The sequence below is a fragment of the Sediminicola sp. 1XM1-17 genome (genome assembly GCF_037203765.1).
Lineage (GTDB): Bacteria > Bacteroidota > Bacteroidia > Flavobacteriales > Flavobacteriaceae > Sediminicola.
In genome coordinates this window covers 87,477-103,976 of record NZ_JBBCAS010000002.1, presented here as the reverse complement: position 1 = coordinate 103,976, position 16,500 = coordinate 87,477, and the positions used below count along the sequence as shown (strand labels likewise).

At 40.6% G+C, this 16,500-nt stretch carries 14 protein-coding genes; 11 read left to right on the top strand and 3 right to left on the bottom strand.

Annotated features, from left to right (window positions below):
- Positions 1 to 5: 5 nt before the first annotated feature.
- From WAA86_RS03425 to WAA86_RS03415, 3 genes are all read left to right on the top strand, one after another.
- Positions 6 to 650, top strand: coding sequence for a peptide deformylase (locus tag WAA86_RS03425; protein WP_337299577.1), 645 nt, complete (start codon positions 6 to 8; stop codon positions 648 to 650).
- A 77-nt stretch (positions 651 to 727) separates the two neighbouring features.
- A complete protein-coding gene (locus WAA86_RS03420; protein ID WP_337299576.1) occupies positions 728 to 1,438 on the top strand; it encodes a hypothetical protein in 711 nt (236 codons plus the stop codon).
- 6 nt (positions 1,439 to 1,444) lie between these two features.
- On the top strand, positions 1,445 to 1,609 hold the full coding sequence (locus WAA86_RS03415; RefSeq protein WP_337299575.1) for a hypothetical protein: 165 nt from the start codon (positions 1,445 to 1,447) through the stop codon (positions 1,607 to 1,609).
- Between the two features lie 97 nt (positions 1,610 to 1,706).
- Here WAA86_RS03415 and WAA86_RS03410 read toward each other — a convergent pair whose 3' ends face one another.
- A complete protein-coding gene (locus tag WAA86_RS03410) occupies positions 1,707 to 2,474 on the bottom strand; it encodes an XRE family transcriptional regulator (RefSeq protein ID WP_337299574.1) in 768 nt (255 codons plus the stop codon).
- A 223-nt stretch (positions 2,475 to 2,697) separates the two neighbouring features.
- Between WAA86_RS03410 and WAA86_RS03405 the strand changes: the two genes are divergently transcribed.
- Positions 2,698 to 3,471, top strand: coding sequence for a TIGR03915 family putative DNA repair protein (locus tag WAA86_RS03405; RefSeq protein ID WP_337299573.1), 774 nt, complete (start codon positions 2,698 to 2,700; stop codon positions 3,469 to 3,471).
- A 54-nt stretch (positions 3,472 to 3,525) separates the two neighbouring features.
- Here the strand turns inward: WAA86_RS03405 and WAA86_RS03400 are convergent, their stop codons facing one another.
- Positions 3,526 to 4,053, bottom strand: a complete 528-nt coding sequence (locus WAA86_RS03400) for a hypothetical protein (RefSeq protein ID WP_337299572.1) — start codon at positions 4,051 to 4,053, stop codon at positions 3,526 to 3,528.
- Positions 4,054 to 4,174: 121 nt separating this feature from the next.
- Here WAA86_RS03400 and uvrA point away from each other — a divergent pair, with 121 nt between their 5' ends.
- The 5 genes from uvrA to WAA86_RS03375 all read left to right on the top strand — a co-directional run bounded on the left by uvrA (position 4,175) and on the right by WAA86_RS03375 (position 13,834).
- Entirely contained in the window at positions 4,175 to 7,009 is a 2,835-nt protein-coding gene (uvrA, locus tag WAA86_RS03395) for an excinuclease ABC subunit UvrA (protein WP_337299571.1), read from the top strand.
- A 78-nt stretch (positions 7,010 to 7,087) separates the two neighbouring features.
- A complete protein-coding gene (locus tag WAA86_RS03390; RefSeq protein ID WP_337299570.1) occupies positions 7,088 to 7,774 on the top strand; it encodes a TIGR00730 family Rossman fold protein in 687 nt (228 codons plus the stop codon).
- 6 nt (positions 7,775 to 7,780) lie between these two features.
- The gene (locus WAA86_RS03385) at positions 7,781 to 10,621 is read left to right on the top strand and encodes a metalloprotease (RefSeq protein ID WP_337299569.1); all 2,841 of its coding nucleotides are present in this window, start codon (positions 7,781 to 7,783) and stop codon (positions 10,619 to 10,621) included.
- A 161-nt stretch (positions 10,622 to 10,782) separates the two neighbouring features.
- Complete coding sequence (locus WAA86_RS03380; RefSeq protein ID WP_337299568.1) at positions 10,783 to 13,194, top strand: alpha-ketoacid dehydrogenase subunit alpha/beta; 2,412 nt, start codon at positions 10,783 to 10,785, stop codon at positions 13,192 to 13,194.
- Positions 13,195 to 13,456: 262 nt separating this feature from the next.
- A complete protein-coding gene (locus WAA86_RS03375) occupies positions 13,457 to 13,834 on the top strand; it encodes a DoxX family protein (protein WP_337299567.1) in 378 nt (125 codons plus the stop codon).
- On the opposite strand, the gene holA is transcribed toward WAA86_RS03375, so the two are convergent.
- On the bottom strand, positions 13,835 to 14,836 hold the full coding sequence (gene holA, locus WAA86_RS03370; RefSeq protein ID WP_337299566.1) for a DNA polymerase III subunit delta: 1,002 nt from the start codon (positions 14,834 to 14,836) through the stop codon (positions 13,835 to 13,837).
- Between the two features lie 26 nt (positions 14,837 to 14,862).
- On the opposite strand from holA, the gene WAA86_RS03365 reads away from it, so the two are divergent.
- Together WAA86_RS03365 and WAA86_RS03360 are read left to right on the top strand one after the other, a co-directional pair.
- Positions 14,863 to 15,309, top strand: a complete 447-nt coding sequence (locus WAA86_RS03365; protein ID WP_337299565.1) for a type I restriction enzyme HsdR N-terminal domain-containing protein — start codon at positions 14,863 to 14,865, stop codon at positions 15,307 to 15,309.
- A 101-nt stretch (positions 15,310 to 15,410) separates the two neighbouring features.
- Positions 15,411 to 16,415, top strand: coding sequence for a glycosyltransferase family 2 protein (locus WAA86_RS03360; RefSeq protein ID WP_337299564.1), 1,005 nt, complete (start codon positions 15,411 to 15,413; stop codon positions 16,413 to 16,415).
- The last annotated feature ends 85 nt before the right edge of the window (positions 16,416 to 16,500 follow it).

Genomic DNA, 16,500 nt, shown 5'->3' with positions numbered 1-16,500 from the left:
GAAGTATGTGCAAAACATCTATTTATATACTCCTCTTCAGCTTATTGTTGATAGGATGCTCCAACTCAAAACAGTTGGTCAGCCCTACCTCCCAAAGCGATTTTTCTCAGGAGCAGATAGACATGATCATGTCTGGCGAGGCCAACGAGCCAATGCGGGTATTTAAAATAAACAACAAACAGGATTCCATTCTGCTGCGGACCAAGAGCGAGGCCCTGGTTGTGGATCCGAGTGATCCCGTATTGCAACGTTTTGTAGATCGATTATACACCACTGTGAGGGATAGCATGTCCTTGGGTGCCGGAATAGCCGCGCCACAGGTAGGCATTCTTAAAAATATCATTTGGGTACAACGGTTTGATAAGGAAGATCTACCCTTTGAGGTGTACTTGAACCCGAAAATTACCAAATATTCCAAGATGAAACAGGATTGTCTGGAAGGATGCCTGTCGATTCCGAATAAGCGTGATACGACTACCACTAGGGCCTATGCAATACTGTTCGAATATGATAGGATGGACAACACCCATGTGACCGAAATGGTTGAAGCATTTACCGCTGTCATTGTACAACATGAAGTAGACCATTTGAACGGCATTTTATTTTTGGACCATTTGGAAAAAGAGGTCAAAGATGTTTCCCACCAATAATCTTGTTCGGAAACACCCCATTCTTAGTGATCGGCAGCCTTTATTAAAAAAAAACAAAAGCACATACTCCTTATAACATGCTCAAAAAAGTACTCAAAATAATATTTGTAAGTCTATCGGCACTTACAGTGCTTGCTATTGTCCTTTTTATCATTTATGACGAACCCCATCCTGAAAGCAAAAAAAATTCGGGCACTGCGGCAGACGCAATGGCCAGGCAAATACAAACTGCCCTGAATCAGGAGGCATTCGAAAAATCGAGATACCTTGAATGGTCGTTCCAAAATGGGAACAACACTTATTTATGGGACAGGTACCGACAAATTGTTAGGATTCAATGGGATGATATTACCGTAAACCTAGATCTCAAAAATTCGGAACATAGTGAAGTCATTGAAAATAATCAAATAATAACAGGGAGTAAAAAAATCAAGATCGTAAATACGGCTTCCAAATATTACAATAATGACTCCTTCTGGCTTGTTGCACCCTTCAAATTGTTCGATAAAGGTACGGAGAAGAGCCTAGTTGAGCTAAAAGACGGGTCCCATGGCCTATTGGTTACCTATACCTCCGGAGGAGACACCCCTGGGGATTCATATCTTTGGAAAATAAAACCAAATGGTTTTCCGGAGAGCTTTAAGATGTGGGTATCCATTATTCCAATAGGCGGACTGGAGGCAACCTGGGAAGGTTGGCAAAAAATGGAGAGTAGTACCTATTTGCCCACATTACACAAAATAGGTCCAATAACCCTTTCCATGGGTGAAGTTAGGGCATATAATTAGACAATCATGGCAAAGAAAGGAACAGAGAAGAATACCAAGAACAAGGCGAAACACACCAAGTTGATGAATCGTAAGAAAAACAAGCTCAAGGAAGAAAAAGAACACCGCAAGGCCCGTTTGAAGGAGATCATCCAAAAATTCAAGGAAGACAAAAGCGCCAACAACAATTAGTTCATGGAATTAAAGGGTATTACCTGCTCAAGACCATAACTATACCCGTTTCAACCGTATCCATTTTTTGTCCGGTGCGCCAAGCATTTCCAAAATCTTAATTTTTGACCGACCTTATCTGGCTTTTCAGTTCTTCCATAGATTCCTGAAGCTGTCGTAAAAGTCCCGTTTCCGTGGTTGCGTCCAAACCAAAGGTTATTTTACTGTTTACCTGCCATAGTTCCTGAATCTGTTGAACATCTACCTCGTAAGGGGGGTAGGTCTCATTCAGGGAAATAAGGGACATTTTAAAACCATTGGGAGATTTCTCCAATTTCTTGACCAATACTGCGTCGTGAAGGACAACTACATACATTTTATTGGGACTCACATCCTGAATGCTCTCAACCGCTTTTGCCAAGACCCATTCACCGGGGCGCAGATTGGGCAACATACTGTCTCCCTCCACTTGGAAGCCCCTGTAAGTAGCATTCCTGAATTCTGGCAAGGGAATATCAAAAGCCGGTAATTGTCTATACCAACTCGTATCCTGTATGTTTTGTGGATACCCAGCGGCCGCCTTGGCATTCACTAGGACCATATTTTCATTTTCATTGGCATCGACGGTCACTACTTTGGGAATGACACTCACATTGGTGGTTGCCAAATATTGGTTGGTACTCTCACCAAAAAGCCAAAGAGGGTTAATTTTAAACTGCCTTAATAGTTCGGCCACTACCTTTCCTGACAATTTGGTCCTACCCCGTTCAATATCAGCCGTGGTATTGGATATCCCAATAAGTTTTGCGAATTCAGATTGGGTATACCCCAACTCCCTTCTCACGTCGGTAAATCGTTTTACCTCTATTGCTATGTCATTTTCCATTCCCAAATATACACATTTTGGATATATTCCAAAATAATTATGGAATATTTCCATAATTAGGAATTATTCCATATTTTTGGAATGATTACAAGTCTAGCGTTGGCTGAAATAGATCAAGTACAGTGAATTGATGTATTGTTCCTGGTCTTAATAACGGAGACAAGGCGATTTATGATCAGAATAAATATTGAATAGCATTTGGTAATCATCAAACCTATAGCATATGGAAAATGCAAAAATTTTAATTTACGACGGTAGTTTCAATGGTTTTCTTACAACCATATTTAGAGCTTTTGATGCAAAGTGGAAAGTTTTGGATATACAGAAAGACAATGGGAAGCAAAAAGAGCTTTTCACAGAGTTGGAGTTTATTGGCACCAATGTTATAGAGGCAAAAAGGGTTTGGAATGGCATTGAAAAAAAGGGCCATGAAACCATTAAGACTATTTATTTTGCCTATCAAAGTGAGGCCAAAGGGATTGAATTCCTCCTGTTCCGGTTTATCAAACAATTATTTACCAATACCATGGATACTCCCCTGTACCTAGAGGAGGAAGGCATTTCCAAAATACGGCAGTTGGCGAAAGCAGTAGGTATTGAGAAACGTCATATGGAGGCCTTTGTGGACATGCACCAATCCAGGGATTCCGTATACTTCGCCGTCATAGCTCCGGATTATGATATATTGCCATTGATCTCAAAGCACTTTCGATCCAAATATAGGGACAAACACTGGCTAATCTATGACAGCAAAAGAGCGTATGGCATATACTACGAAGGGTATAAGGTGGAACTCATTACGCTAGACCTCGGTAATTATTACAAAAATCCAGAACTGTATTCCAACATTTCCAAAAATGAGCGCTCCGGTGTTACTGATATAAGCGTTGCCTATCTTAAAAACATTGTATTGCACGCCCATATCCAACCGAAACCATCTGCTATACCAAAGCACAAAGATTACAGTCCATTTTTTAGCGAAAGAACCGCTGTTTAATCAACTGGACACATAGTATTACAAGTGCAAGGAAACAGATACCATTTCTTGTGTCTATTTGGATTTCTCCCCTACAAAATGGTCGCTCTTGTTATTGAACAGGACATTGAAGGTAGTTAGACTTCCATAGATTCTGGTAAGGTATTGTTGCAAGTCTACTTTTTCCTGATCATCCAAATTGCTACTGGCATTTATCTTTTGTTCCATGACCCTGATCCTGTCCCTTACCATAACGATTTTATGAAAAAATGTGTCCAAAGGAATTTCCTTGTCCGTAAGGTTGGCATCACCGGGTTTTAAGACCAAACTTCCACCTTTCCATTTATCTGCTATAGGGGTTACCTGGCTGGCATCGCTCCACCTCCTTAATATGGAAATCAGGGATTGTTCTACCTCCGAAAAGCTGATGGTGTCCACTTCATCCTCCACCAACTCAATCACATCGAATTCCGCATCCAGATCAATCGTCTCCAATCCATTATCAATGAACGTGACCCAATAATGCTTTGAAGTGACGTTGGTTACCACCCCTTTTCCAAATTCCCTATGTTGTATCCTAGATCCTATTCCTAACAGCTGCATATCATCATATTTTAAACCGAACCGCTAATTTAGTCGTAAGGTTTTAATTAACAAAAATGAAAATAGACCCAACTTCATTATTAGATGCCAAAATCGTAACTTTGCAACTTTGCTTTAGAAAATGATAAATTACGAGGAAAATATTGAGGTTAAGGGCGCTAGGGTCCATAACCTTAAAAACATAGATGTTACCATTCCTAGAGAAAAACTTGTGGTAATCACAGGCCTATCAGGAAGTGGAAAATCATCCCTCGCCTTTGATACCATCTACGCCGAGGGACAACGCCGTTATATAGAAACATTTTCTGCCTACGCCCGGCAATTCCTAGGTGGACTGGAACGGCCAGATGTGGACAAAATAGACGGACTCTCCCCTGTCATAGCCATCGAACAGAAAACCACATCCAAGTCGCCCAGATCTACTGTTGGGACCATTACCGAGGTCTACGATTTTTTAAGGCTCCTATTTGCCCGTGCAGGTGATGCCTACAGTTACAATACTGGTGAAAAAATGGTTAGTTATAGCGATGAACAGATCAAAGGGCTCATCGTGGAGGACTACAAAGACAAAAAAATCAATGTTTTGGCCCCCGTTATCAAATCAAGGAAGGGGCACTACCGGGAACTTTTTGAACAGATTGCCAAACAAGGCTTCGTAAAGGTCAGGGTAGATGGAGAGATCAAGGATATCGTAAAGGGAATGAAGGTGGATCGATACAAGACCCACGATATTGAAATTGTTATAGACCGATTGAAGGTGACCGAATCCGCCGATTTGGATAAACGCCTTTCCGAGACCATCAATACCGCCATGTACAGTGGGGAAAATGTACTGATGGTATTGGAGGAAGGACAAGATATCCCTCGCTATTTCAGTAGGGACCTTATGTGCCCCACTACCGGAATCTCTTACCCATCACCTGAACCCAACACCTTTTCTTTCAACTCGCCCAAAGGCATGTGCCCCAATTGTAATGGTTTGGGAAGTGTACATCAGGTCAACGACACTAAAATAATCCCCAATTCCAAACTTTCCATCAAGTCCGGGGGAATTGCGCCTTTGGGGGAATACAAGAAATCGTGGGCTTTCAAACAAATTGAAACCATCGCCCAACGATATGGTTTTGAACTTACGGACCCCATCAATACCATCCCAGAAGAAGCCTTGGACGTTATTTTACACGGTGGAAATGAAAGTTTTGAAGTAGATTCCAAGACTTTAGGGGTAAAAAGGCAGTACAAGATAGATTACGAGGGTATTTCCAACTTTTTAAAGAATCAATTTGAGGAGGCCGAATCAACATCCATAAAAAGATGGGCAAAGGAATATATGGACAAGATAAAATGTCCTACTTGCAATGGTTCCCGACTCAGGATAGAATCGCTCTATTTTAAAATTGGAGAAAAAAACATTGCCGAGCTCTCTCAGTTGGATATCGTGGAACTGGCTGCTTTTTTTGACGGTCTGGAGAAAACATTGGACGGCAACCAACGGATCATTGCCGAAGAAATTATCAAGGAAATCAAAACCAGGCTCCAATTCCTTTTGGATGTGGGACTGGATTATCTTTCCCTGAACCGAAGTTCCAAATCGCTTTCGGGAGGAGAGGCCCAAAGGATCCGATTGGCTACCCAAATAGGCTCCCAACTGGTAGGTGTACTCTATATCTTGGATGAACCTAGCATAGGATTGCACCAAAGGGATAACGAAAGACTGATCAAATCCCTGGAGGCCCTCAGGGATTTAGGAAACTCCGTCATTGTTGTAGAACACGACAGGGACATGATAGAAAGGGCAGACCACGTCATTGACATAGGCCCCAAGGCCGGAAGACACGGCGGAGAGATCATATCCCAAGGTCTTCCCGAGGACCTTAAAAACCAACATACGCTTACAGCGGACTATATCACTGGGGTAAAGAAAATTGCCGTTCCGGAAAAGAGAAGGGAAGGCAATGGAAAAAGCATTGTCCTTTCGGGGTGTACCGGAAACAATCTGAAAAATATTACGGCTGAATTCCCGCTGGGAAAAATGATAGGAGTCACAGGGGTATCGGGAAGTGGAAAATCCACCTTGATCAACGAGACCCTCTACCCTATTCTAAATGCCTATTACTTCAACGGGGTAAAAAAACCCATGCCGTATAAAAAAATCAAGGGTCTGGAGCATATTGATAAGGTCATAGACATCAACCAATCTCCCATCGGTAGAACACCACGGTCCAATCCCGCCACCTATACCGGTGTTTTTAGTGAGATTAGATCCCTTTTCGCAAAAACACAAGAAGCGGCGATCAGAGGTTACAAATTGGGACGTTTTAGTTTCAATGTAAAAGGGGGACGCTGTGAAACTTGTCAGGGTGGAGGATTAAGGGTCATCGAAATGAATTTTTTGCCAGATGTTTATGTGGAATGTGAAACCTGCAATGGCAAACGCTTTAACCGGGAAACTCTTGAAATAAGATATAAGGGCAAATCCATTGCAGATGTACTGGAGATGACCATAAACGAAGCTGTAGCGTTTTTTGAGAATATTCCCAAAATCCATAGAAAGGTCAAAACCATCCAAGATGTGGGGCTTGGCTATATTTCATTGGGACAACAATCCACAACTTTATCTGGTGGAGAAGCACAGCGTATCAAATTGGCCACGGAACTATCTAAAAGGGATACAGGCAATACCTTCTATATTCTGGATGAGCCTACAACCGGGTTGCACTTTGAAGATATCAGGGTCTTGATGGATGTCTTGAACAAATTGGTGGACAAAGGCAATACCGTATTGGTCATAGAGCACAATATGGACGTGATCAAAATGGTGGACCATATTATTGACATCGGATATGAAGGTGGTCGTGGCGGAGGAAAGCTGGTAGCCAAAGGCACACCAGAAGAAATTGCAAAAGATAAAAAGAGTTACACCTCTAAATTTCTAAGAAAAGAATTAGGTTTGTAAGTAGGTGCCGGAGGAATCAAGAACGATAAGTGTATTCATAAACGGGCATCGATACATTAAAGATTAAAATTAGCATACATGAGAAAGGAACAACACCATAAGGGGTGGAATGAGATAAAAACGAATGATTCTTGGGCTATATTCAAGATTATGGGGGAGTTTGTCAGTGGTTTTGAAAAAATGAGCGCCATAGGACCTTGTGTATCCATTTTTGGTTCCGCCAGGACCAAAGAAGGAGACCCTTATTATACCCTTGCCACCAATGTTGCAAAAAAAATATCCGAAGCCGGATACGGCGTAATTACGGGCGGTGGTCCAGGAATTATGGAGGCCGGTAACCGGGGGGCACATTTGGCCGGAGGAACATCGGTTGGCCTTAATATAGATCTTCCCTTTGAACAACACGACAACCCTTATATTGATGCGGATAAGAGCCTCGATTTTGATTACTTCTTTGTTCGTAAGGTGATGTTTGTAAAATATTCACAAGGCTTCGTGGTAATGCCAGGAGGTTTCGGAACTTTGGATGAGCTGTTTGAAGCAATTACCTTGATACAGACCAATAAGATTGAAAAGTTCCCGATAATTCTTGTGGGTACAGAATTCTGGGAAGGGCTCTTTGAATGGATAAAAACCACCATGCTCAATAAAGGAAATATCAGTGCCAGTGATCTGGATCTGATACAAATTGTTGATACGGAGGAAGAGGTAGTGGAAATTATTGATTCTTTCTACAGAGGACGTATCCTTAGCCCAAATTTTTAATCCCATATGTTCCCCAAACCATTGAAGTTCAATATTTTTCAATTGTGCATGTATGCCATCATTTTTGGATTTGTCCAACTTAATGGCCAGCATTTGAATACACTGACCGCAACATTGGATGGGGCCAATAAGGATATTTTTGTACAACAGCAGTTCGTTTATGTCAATGATTCCAACGATTCATTGCCCGAACTTTACTTTAATGACTGGACACAAGCCTATGCAGATAAAAATTCGGCATTGGCCAAAAGGTTTGCCGATGAGTTCAAGAAAGGGCTTCATCTGGCCAAACCATATGAAAGGGGCGCTACCAATATCTTAAGTGTTATTGATGATCACTATATGGCAGTGTCCTGGAAGAGAACCAAACAACAGGATATTATACTATTCTCCTTGAACGAGCCTCTGGCGCCAAAGGATTCCATTAAAATCTTTTTGACCTATAGGGTAAAACTGCCTCCCAATAAATTTACGCCCTACGGCTATGACAATAAAAACAGATACTACTTAAAAGACTGGTATCTTACCCCGGCAGTGTACGATTCTGGCAAATGGACCTTGTATTCCAATAAGAATTTGGAAGACCTCCATACGGGTATTACGAACACCGAGATTACATTCAACTATTCAAAAGAATTGTTTCTTACCAGTAATTTCAACGAATCCAAATTTAGCGTATCTCCATTTTCCAAAGAATCCATATTAAAAGGATATCTAAGAAAGAGCAGTGAGATCATACTGACACCCACCAGAACATTTACAAAACACGTAACCCCTACCCTCACTGTCGTTACGGATCTGGAAATTCCAAAGTACGACCCTATATCAAAAGGTGTATCCATCAACAAGGTGGCACAATTTATAACGGACAACCTGGGTGCTTATCCCCACGAACAATTATTGGTAAGTGAAATAGACAACCAAAAAAATCCGCTTTATGGACTCAATCAGTTGCCCTCGTTTGTAAGACCTTACGAAAATCAATTCCAATTTGAAATGGAATTTTTAAAAACGGCACTAAACAGCTTTTTAAGGGAAACCCTTTTTTTCGATATTAGGAAGGATAGATGGGTCAACGACGCCCTTGTCAATTACCTCATGATCAAATATGTGGAAACCTACTATGAAGATCAAAAATTATTGGGCAAGCTTTCTTCCATCTGGGGACTTAGAAGTTTTCATCTGGCGAAAATGGACTTCAATGAGCAATATTCATTCCTTCATATGCTTACTGCAAGAAAGAATTTGGACCAATCACTCGTAACGGCCAATGATTCCCTCATTAAGTTCAATCAGAAAATAGCAAACCGCTATAAGGCCGGACTAGGACTGGCTTATCTTTCGGAATACATTGGGGAGGATCAAGTAGCGAAAAGTATTTCGCAATTCTATTCGGATTACAAGTTGAAGACCGTTGACCCAAATGATTTTATGGGCATATTGGAACAATCAACGGACAAGGATATCAAATGGTTCAAAAAAGAGTACGTTTCCTCCAACAAAAGGATAGACTACAACATCAGCAATGTCTTCAAGACCAATGATTCATTGGCAATCACTTTAAAGAACAAAGGGGGTACCAACGTGCCCATATCCCTGTTCGGCCTGCGTAAAGACTCTGTTGTGTCCAGATACTGGTTTTCCGATATTGCCGAAAGCAAAACCTTTACCATCCCCCGGCAAGGGGAAGATAGACTGGTATTGAACTTTGACCAAAAGATCCCGGAGTTCAACCAAAGGGATAATTGGAAAACCTTGAACGGGTTTTTCTCCAGTAACAAAAAATTAAAGTTTCAATTTTTTAAGGATACGGAAGATCCCTATTACAACCAGATATTCTATGTCCCTGTAATGGGCTTCAACATCTACGACGGATTAACCCCCGGGATGCGAATTCATAACAAAACCCTTTTGGAGCGACCGTTTATATTTGATTTTGCACCTTCCTACGCCATTAAAGAGCAGGCCTTGGTGGGCTATGGCAAGTTCAATCTAAAAAAATACTACCAGGACAGCAATATGTTCGTTGCAAACTATTCCCTTAGTGGATCTTCATTCCATTTTGCTGAAAATTCTAGATATACCACCATTACCCCGTCTGTAAGTTTTGGATGGAGACCCGATAACCTGATATCCAATAAGAGGGAATATCTCACCTTTAGATACGTAAACGTAATGAGGACCGTGGATGAAAACCAAAACCTGAATACGGATCCCGACTATAACGTTATTAATGCCAGATACATCAACTCCAATAATGGGGTGATCGATTATGTCTCTTGGTTCGTGGATGCACAACACTCCAATAATTTTTCCAAAGTTGCTTTTAACCTGGAGTACAGAAAACTTTTTGAAAACAACCGTCAGTTGAACTTGAGGTTTTTCGCAGGTAAATTTATTAGGAATAAGACCAACTCCGACTTCTTTAGTTTTGCCTTGGATAGACCTACAGACTACCTTTTTGATTACAATTACCTGGGCCGTTCCGAGGATAGTGGTATTTACAGCCAGCAAATCATCATCGCTGAAGGTGGGTTTAAATCCAAATTGGAAAACCCCTTCTCCGATGACTGGATCGCAACCACCAATGCCAGTGTCAACCTATGGCGTTGGATAGAACTATATGGAGATATCGGTTTTATTAAAAGCAAAGGTTTCAATGAGCGTTTTGTATATGATTCTGGAATACGATTGAACTTGGTAACCGACTATTTTGAACTTTACTTCCCCCTGTATTCCAATAATGGTTGGGAGGTTTCCCAGCCTCAGTACGAAGAAAAAATCAGGTTTATCGTAACCTTGAGTCCAAAGACCCTTCTAGGCCTTTTCAATAGGAAATGGTTTTGATTCATTGATATATTATCATTAAATCTTCATTTTATTGCATTATTGATAATTTTGCTTTTTACAATTACGGAATATTTAATAACTTATTAATAAATAAGCTGTATCGTACATTGCATGAATCACTCAATTTTGATATTTTTGTGCAAAATCATCACCCAGTAATGAAGATAGACTCAAAAACTAGCAATGATATTTCTTTTGAAGATTTTAAAAATCAAATCTTACACGATTATCAAATAGCAGTACTTAGTAGGGAATGCAGTATTCTTGGAAGGCGTGAAGTTTTGACCGGAAAAGCTAAGTTCGGAATCTTTGGGGATGGTAAGGAATTGCCACAATTGGCTATGGCCCGATCCTTTAAGGATGGAGATTTTAGAAGTGGATACTATAGGGACCAAACATTTATGATGGCTCTGGACCTATTGTCGCCAAAGGAATTTTTCCATGGACTATACGCCACTACAGATATTGAAAAGGAACCCATGAGTGCCGGAAGACAAATGGGCGGACATTTCTCTACCCATAGCTTAAATGCCGACGGCACCTGGAAAGACCTGACCGCACAAAAGAACAGTAGTGCCGATATCTCCCCAACCGCGGCACAGATGCCCAGATTGTTGGGATTGGCGCAGGCATCCAAAATATATAGGAACGTAGCAGGGATAGATACCACCAATTTTTCAAAGGAAGGTAATGAAGTAGCTTGGGGAACCATTGGAAATGCCAGTACCAGCGAGGGGCATTTTTTTGAGACCATCAATGCGGCTGGCGTATTGCAGGTACCTATGGTGATCAGTGTTTGGGACGATAAGTACGGTATTTCAGTACCGGCCAAACACCAGACGACAAAAGAAAACATCTCAGAAATATTAAAAGGTTTCCAAAGGGATGAAAACAATAAAGGTTACGAAATATTGAAGGTCAATGGTTGGGACTATACCGCCCTTATCCATGCCTATGAGAATGCCTCTGATATAGCCAGGGAAGAACATGTTCCTGTGCTGATTCATGTAAAGGAGCTTACCCAGCCCCAAGGGCATTCCACTTCTGGTTCCCATGAAAGGTACAAAAGCGAGGAGCGTTTGGCCTGGGAAGCCGAAAACGACTGTAACAAGCGTTTTAGGGAATGGATCCTTGAAAACAATATCACTACCGAGGATGAATTGTTGGCCATTGAAAAATCGGCCAAAAAGGAAGTTAGAAATGCCAAGAAAGAAGCTTGGAGCGAATTTTTGGCCCCTCACAAAAAGGCCAAGAAAACATTGGTCGCCCTATTGGAAAATGCCGCACAGAGCAGTCCCAACAAAACTTTTATCTCCAAAATCGTCAATGATCTTATTGCTATTGAGGAACCTTCCAAAAAGGATTTGACCTCCAAAGCAAGAAAAACACTGAGATATCTTATCGGGGAAAATTCTGCTTCCAAAACGGAACTGCTACAATGGATAGAAAAATTCATTGATGACATGCAGCCCCATTATAGTTCCCATTTGCATAGTGAACTGTCCAATAAAGCTACAAGCATAGAAGAAATTAAAGCCACGTACGATTCCCAACCAGAAAAAGTGGATGGACGCGTTATTCTTCGGGACAATTTTGACAAATTGTTCGAGGCCCATCCCGAGGCACTGATCTTTGGAGAAGACAGTGGTGCCATTGGGGATGTAAACCAAGGTTTGGAAGGCTTGCAAAAAAAGTACGGTGAACTTCGAATTGCTGATGCAGGTATTCGAGAGGCTACCATAATTGGTCAAGGTATTGGACTTGCCATGCGCGGCTTGAGGCCTATAGCAGAAATTCAATATTTGGATTATCTTTTGTACGGTTTGCAGTTGTTAAGTGATGACCTATCTACCCTACATTATAGAACGGTAGGAAAACAAAAAGCCCCATTGATCGTAAGGACCCGTGGACACCGCTTGGAAGGTATTTGGCACTCAGGTTCCCAAATGGGAGCTTTGATCCATCTATTGAGAGGAATGTATATCCTAGTGCCAAGGGACATGACCAAAGCCGCTGGTTTCTATAACACCTTGATGAAAAGTGATGAACCAGGACTTATCATTGAAAGCTTAAATGGTTACCGTTTAAAAGAAGCCATTCCCAATAACTTAGGGGAACTTTGTACACCTATAGGCGTTGTGGAAACGGTAAAGGAAGGATCGGATATAACTGTTGTAACTTATGGCTCTACCCTAAGAATCGTGCTTCAAGTGGCTCAAGAGCTAAAAGAAGTAGGTATAGATGTGGAAGTGATAGACGCCCAAAGTTTATTGCCATTTGATATACAGCACGACACCCTGAAGAGTGTACAAAAGACCAATAGATTATTGGTTATAGACGAGGATGTACCCGGAGGATGTTCTGCCTATCTAATTCAGGAAATAGTAGAAAAACAAGGTGCATATCAATTTTTGGATAGTGCCCCACAAACCATCACGGCCAAAGCACACAGACCTGCTTATGCCACGGACGGGGATTATTTCTCAAAACCTAATGCAGAGGATATTTTTGAAAAGATCTACAGTATCATGCACGAAGCCAATCCGGCTGATTTCCCGAAACTGAGATAGATAAAAAAAACCCATAAACCAAACCTGCCCCTTTCGGCAGGTTTTTTTGTTTTGGGACATGCCAAACTCTTTATGGTTCAACTGCTGCCAATGGCCCTTGGATTTGAAAAATTCACATCCCATCATTAAAATGAGGGTAGGAATTGTAATCCATAAAGAAAATGTTCTTATAATTGCACCTATCCTAATGGGCTTTATGCTCCTATTGGGTGTTATTTAAAAATAATTACATACTTTTATACAACTCAAATCTTAAATTACAATGAAAAGTTCACTAACCACAGATGTAGGATTGTTACTTTTACGTGTTGTTCCATCTGCCATGATGCTAACCCATGGATATCCTAAATTCCAGAAAATGGTAAGTGGTGATTTTGAATTCGCAGATCCTATTGGCCTTGGTGCCGCACCTTCTTTATTTTTAACGGTCATAGCTGAATTTATCTGTCCAGTTCTTATGATCATTGGATTCAAGACCAGGTGGGCAGCCTTACCCCCTGCTTTTGCGATGTTTGTGGCAACTTTTATAGTACACCTTTCGGACGCCTTGGGCAGGAAAGAATTGGCCATTTTATATCTTGGCTTTTTTCTTATCATTATGTTATTGGGTCCAGGGAAGTACAGCGCTGACGGAAAATAATCAAATTATTTTCACCAAAAGCTCTTTTAAAAGATCCGCTTGGGACAAATTGGCACCTCCAACACCTTTACCTTTAAGATCCATTTCCCGTAGATAGCCTATCACCTGACTCACCTTTTTCATGGGATAGTTTCTTGCCGCCGTTTGATATTCCTTAACAAAATAGGGATTGATACCCAAGGTGCTTGCGACATTCTTCGAAGAGTGATCGGACAATCCGTGATATTGAAGCAATTGGGAGAAAAACGTATGCAATAAAGTAACTGTGACCACAAAAGGGTTGTCCTTGGGATTCTGCGCAAAATAATGAATAATCCGGGTAGCCCTTACAATATCGCGCTCCCCAATTGCCTTTTTTAACTCAAAATTATTGAAGTCCTTACTTATACCAATATGCTCCTCAATGGCAGCGGGAGTAATTTCTACATTTTTGGGAATTACCAATTGTAGTTTCTCCAGTTCGTTGTTAATTTTACTAAGGTCGGTCCCCAGATATTCCACCAATAAAATGGAGGCTTTCGGAGAAATGGTATATCCCTTGCCTTGAAGCACCATTCTTATCCAATCTGAAACCTGGTTGTCATACAGTTTTTTGCTTTCAAATAAAACACCGTTCTTTTGGATGCTCTTATATATTTTTTTTCGCTTGTCCAGTTTGCCGTATTTGTAACAAAACACCAATACGGTAGTGGGTTGGGGGGTTTCCGCATAACTGACCAAATTTTCAATGGACCTTACCAAATGCTGTGCCTCCTTCACTATGACCACCTGTTTTTCCGCCATCATGGGATATCGTTTGGCATTACTGACGATTTCGTCTATGGTAACCTCTTTTCCATACATTACCATTTGGTTGAAACCCCGTTCCTCTTCGGTAAGTACGTTTTTTTCGATATACTCGGCAATCTTATCTATATAATAGGACTCCTCCCCCATTAAAAAATAAATGGGCTTTATATTTCCACTTTTAATATCCGAGACTATCTGTTTTACTTCCTTCATCCAAAAAAAATCATCAAATTTGCCCTATGCAACCACTGAACTTTCCGGCATATGACTTTCGCTTCAAAAATAGCGAAAATAAAGTCCAGATATTTGATGTTATACGCAAAAAATTTGTGGTATTACAGCCCGAGGAATGGGTTCGGCAACATGTGGTACATCACTTAATATCCGATAAAAAGTATCCCCATAGTCTAATCAACGTTGAAAAGCAGGTTAAGCTCAACGAGATGGTCAAAAGATATGATGTGGTGGTATACAATTCTGATGGCTCCATTGAAATTTTAGTGGAATGCAAAGCTCCTGAAATAAAGATCACACAAACTGTTTTTGATCAGATTGCCCGCTATAATATGCAATTGAAGGCCAATTACTTAATAGTTACCAATGGGCAGGACCACTATTATTGCAAAATGGACCTACAGGAAGAAAAATATACTTTTTTACAGCATATTCCTGATTTTAGCCGTTAATTTGTGAGCTTTGGAAAGTACCAGTATTTGGTTGGCAAGAAATACATTTGCCATATAACTTAAATAAATGAGGTGCCGCACTAGGATCGGCATGGACATGAATGTCAAGAATAGCAATTGTCATACTTAACTGGAACGGAGAAGCTCTATTGGAACAATTTCTCCCTTCTGTCACTAAATACTCTATAGGTGCGGACATTTATGTAGCCGACAATGCATCTACAGATAACTCTATAGCTTTTATCAAAGAACAGTATCCTGATATAAGGATAATCCAAAACGAAATAAATGGGGGTTTTGCCAAAGGCTACAATGATGCCTTAAAATTTGTAGATGCGGAAATTCTATGTTTGCTGAACTCTGATGTCGAAGTTTCCCCGAACTGGCTCCAACCTATTCTAAAGACCTTTGAAGAATTGCCAGATGCTGCAATCATACAACCAAAGATCCTGGATTATAAAAATAAGGACTATTTTGAATATGCAGGAGCTGCAGGTGGATTTATAGATCAATTGGGATATCCTTTTTGTAGGGGGCGAATCTTTCAGGCCTTGGAAAAAGATGAACATCAATATGATGATCTCAAGGAAATTTTCTGGGCCACGGGGGCGTGTATGTTTATTAAAAATAAGGTGTTTCAAGAATTAGGTGGATTTGACGAGGATTATTTTGCCCATCAGGAGGAAGTTGACCTATGTTGGAGGGCAAAAAATAAGGGTTATAAGGTTTACTACGTTGGCACTTCACATGTTTACCATCTTGGGGGATCTACATTGAGCAATATGAATCCAAAGAAAACCTACTTAAATTTTAGGAACTCTTTGTTCTCTATCACCAAAAATCTACCCCGAAAAAAGGCCTTCCCAATTATCTTCTTTCGACTATTATTGGACGGGGTGGCCGGAATGCGCTTTATCTTTCAATTGAAATTTAAGCATTGCTGGGCCATATTAAGGGCTCATCTCAGTTTTTACAGGCAGTTTGGCAAAATGTACAAAAAGCGGGAAAAAAGTAACTTTCTTAAGAAATACTACGCTGCAAGATCCATTGTTTGGTCACATTTCGTATATCAAGTACGAAAATTTAACACTTTAGTAAAAAATTAACTAAATGGCCTATCCAAGCGCTAGGTTTTTATATAATTTTGGCCTAAATAAATAGAACAAAAAAAAATTAATCAGAACAAAAAAA

What these genes read in the sequence shown, in the direction of transcription:
- WAA86_RS03425 (WP_337299577.1), top strand. Translation starts at nt 6, where the DNA reads ATGTGCAAAACATCTATTTATATACTCCTCTTCAGCTTATTGTTGATA.
- WAA86_RS03420 (WP_337299576.1), top strand. Translation starts at nt 728, where the DNA reads ATGCTCAAAAAAGTACTCAAAATAATATTTGTAAGTCTATCGGCACTT.
- WAA86_RS03415 (WP_337299575.1), top strand. Translation starts at nt 1,445, where the DNA reads ATGGCAAAGAAAGGAACAGAGAAGAATACCAAGAACAAGGCGAAACAC.
- WAA86_RS03410 (WP_337299574.1), bottom strand. Translation starts at nt 2,474, where the DNA reads ATGGAAAATGACATAGCAATAGAGGTAAAACGATTTACCGACGTGAGA.
- WAA86_RS03405 (WP_337299573.1), top strand. Translation starts at nt 2,698, where the DNA reads ATGGAAAATGCAAAAATTTTAATTTACGACGGTAGTTTCAATGGTTTT.
- WAA86_RS03400 (WP_337299572.1), bottom strand. Translation starts at nt 4,053, where the DNA reads ATGCAGCTGTTAGGAATAGGATCTAGGATACAACATAGGGAATTTGGA.
- uvrA (WP_337299571.1), top strand. Translation starts at nt 4,175, where the DNA reads ATGATAAATTACGAGGAAAATATTGAGGTTAAGGGCGCTAGGGTCCAT.
- WAA86_RS03390 (WP_337299570.1), top strand. Translation starts at nt 7,088, where the DNA reads ATGAGAAAGGAACAACACCATAAGGGGTGGAATGAGATAAAAACGAAT.
- WAA86_RS03385 (WP_337299569.1), top strand. Translation starts at nt 7,781, where the DNA reads ATGTTCCCCAAACCATTGAAGTTCAATATTTTTCAATTGTGCATGTAT.
- WAA86_RS03380 (WP_337299568.1), top strand. Translation starts at nt 10,783, where the DNA reads ATGAAGATAGACTCAAAAACTAGCAATGATATTTCTTTTGAAGATTTT.
- WAA86_RS03375 (WP_337299567.1), top strand. Translation starts at nt 13,457, where the DNA reads ATGAAAAGTTCACTAACCACAGATGTAGGATTGTTACTTTTACGTGTT.
- holA (WP_337299566.1), bottom strand. Translation starts at nt 14,836, where the DNA reads ATGAAGGAAGTAAAACAGATAGTCTCGGATATTAAAAGTGGAAATATA.
- WAA86_RS03365 (WP_337299565.1), top strand. Translation starts at nt 14,863, where the DNA reads ATGCAACCACTGAACTTTCCGGCATATGACTTTCGCTTCAAAAATAGC.
- WAA86_RS03360 (WP_337299564.1), top strand. Translation starts at nt 15,411, where the DNA reads ATGTCAAGAATAGCAATTGTCATACTTAACTGGAACGGAGAAGCTCTA.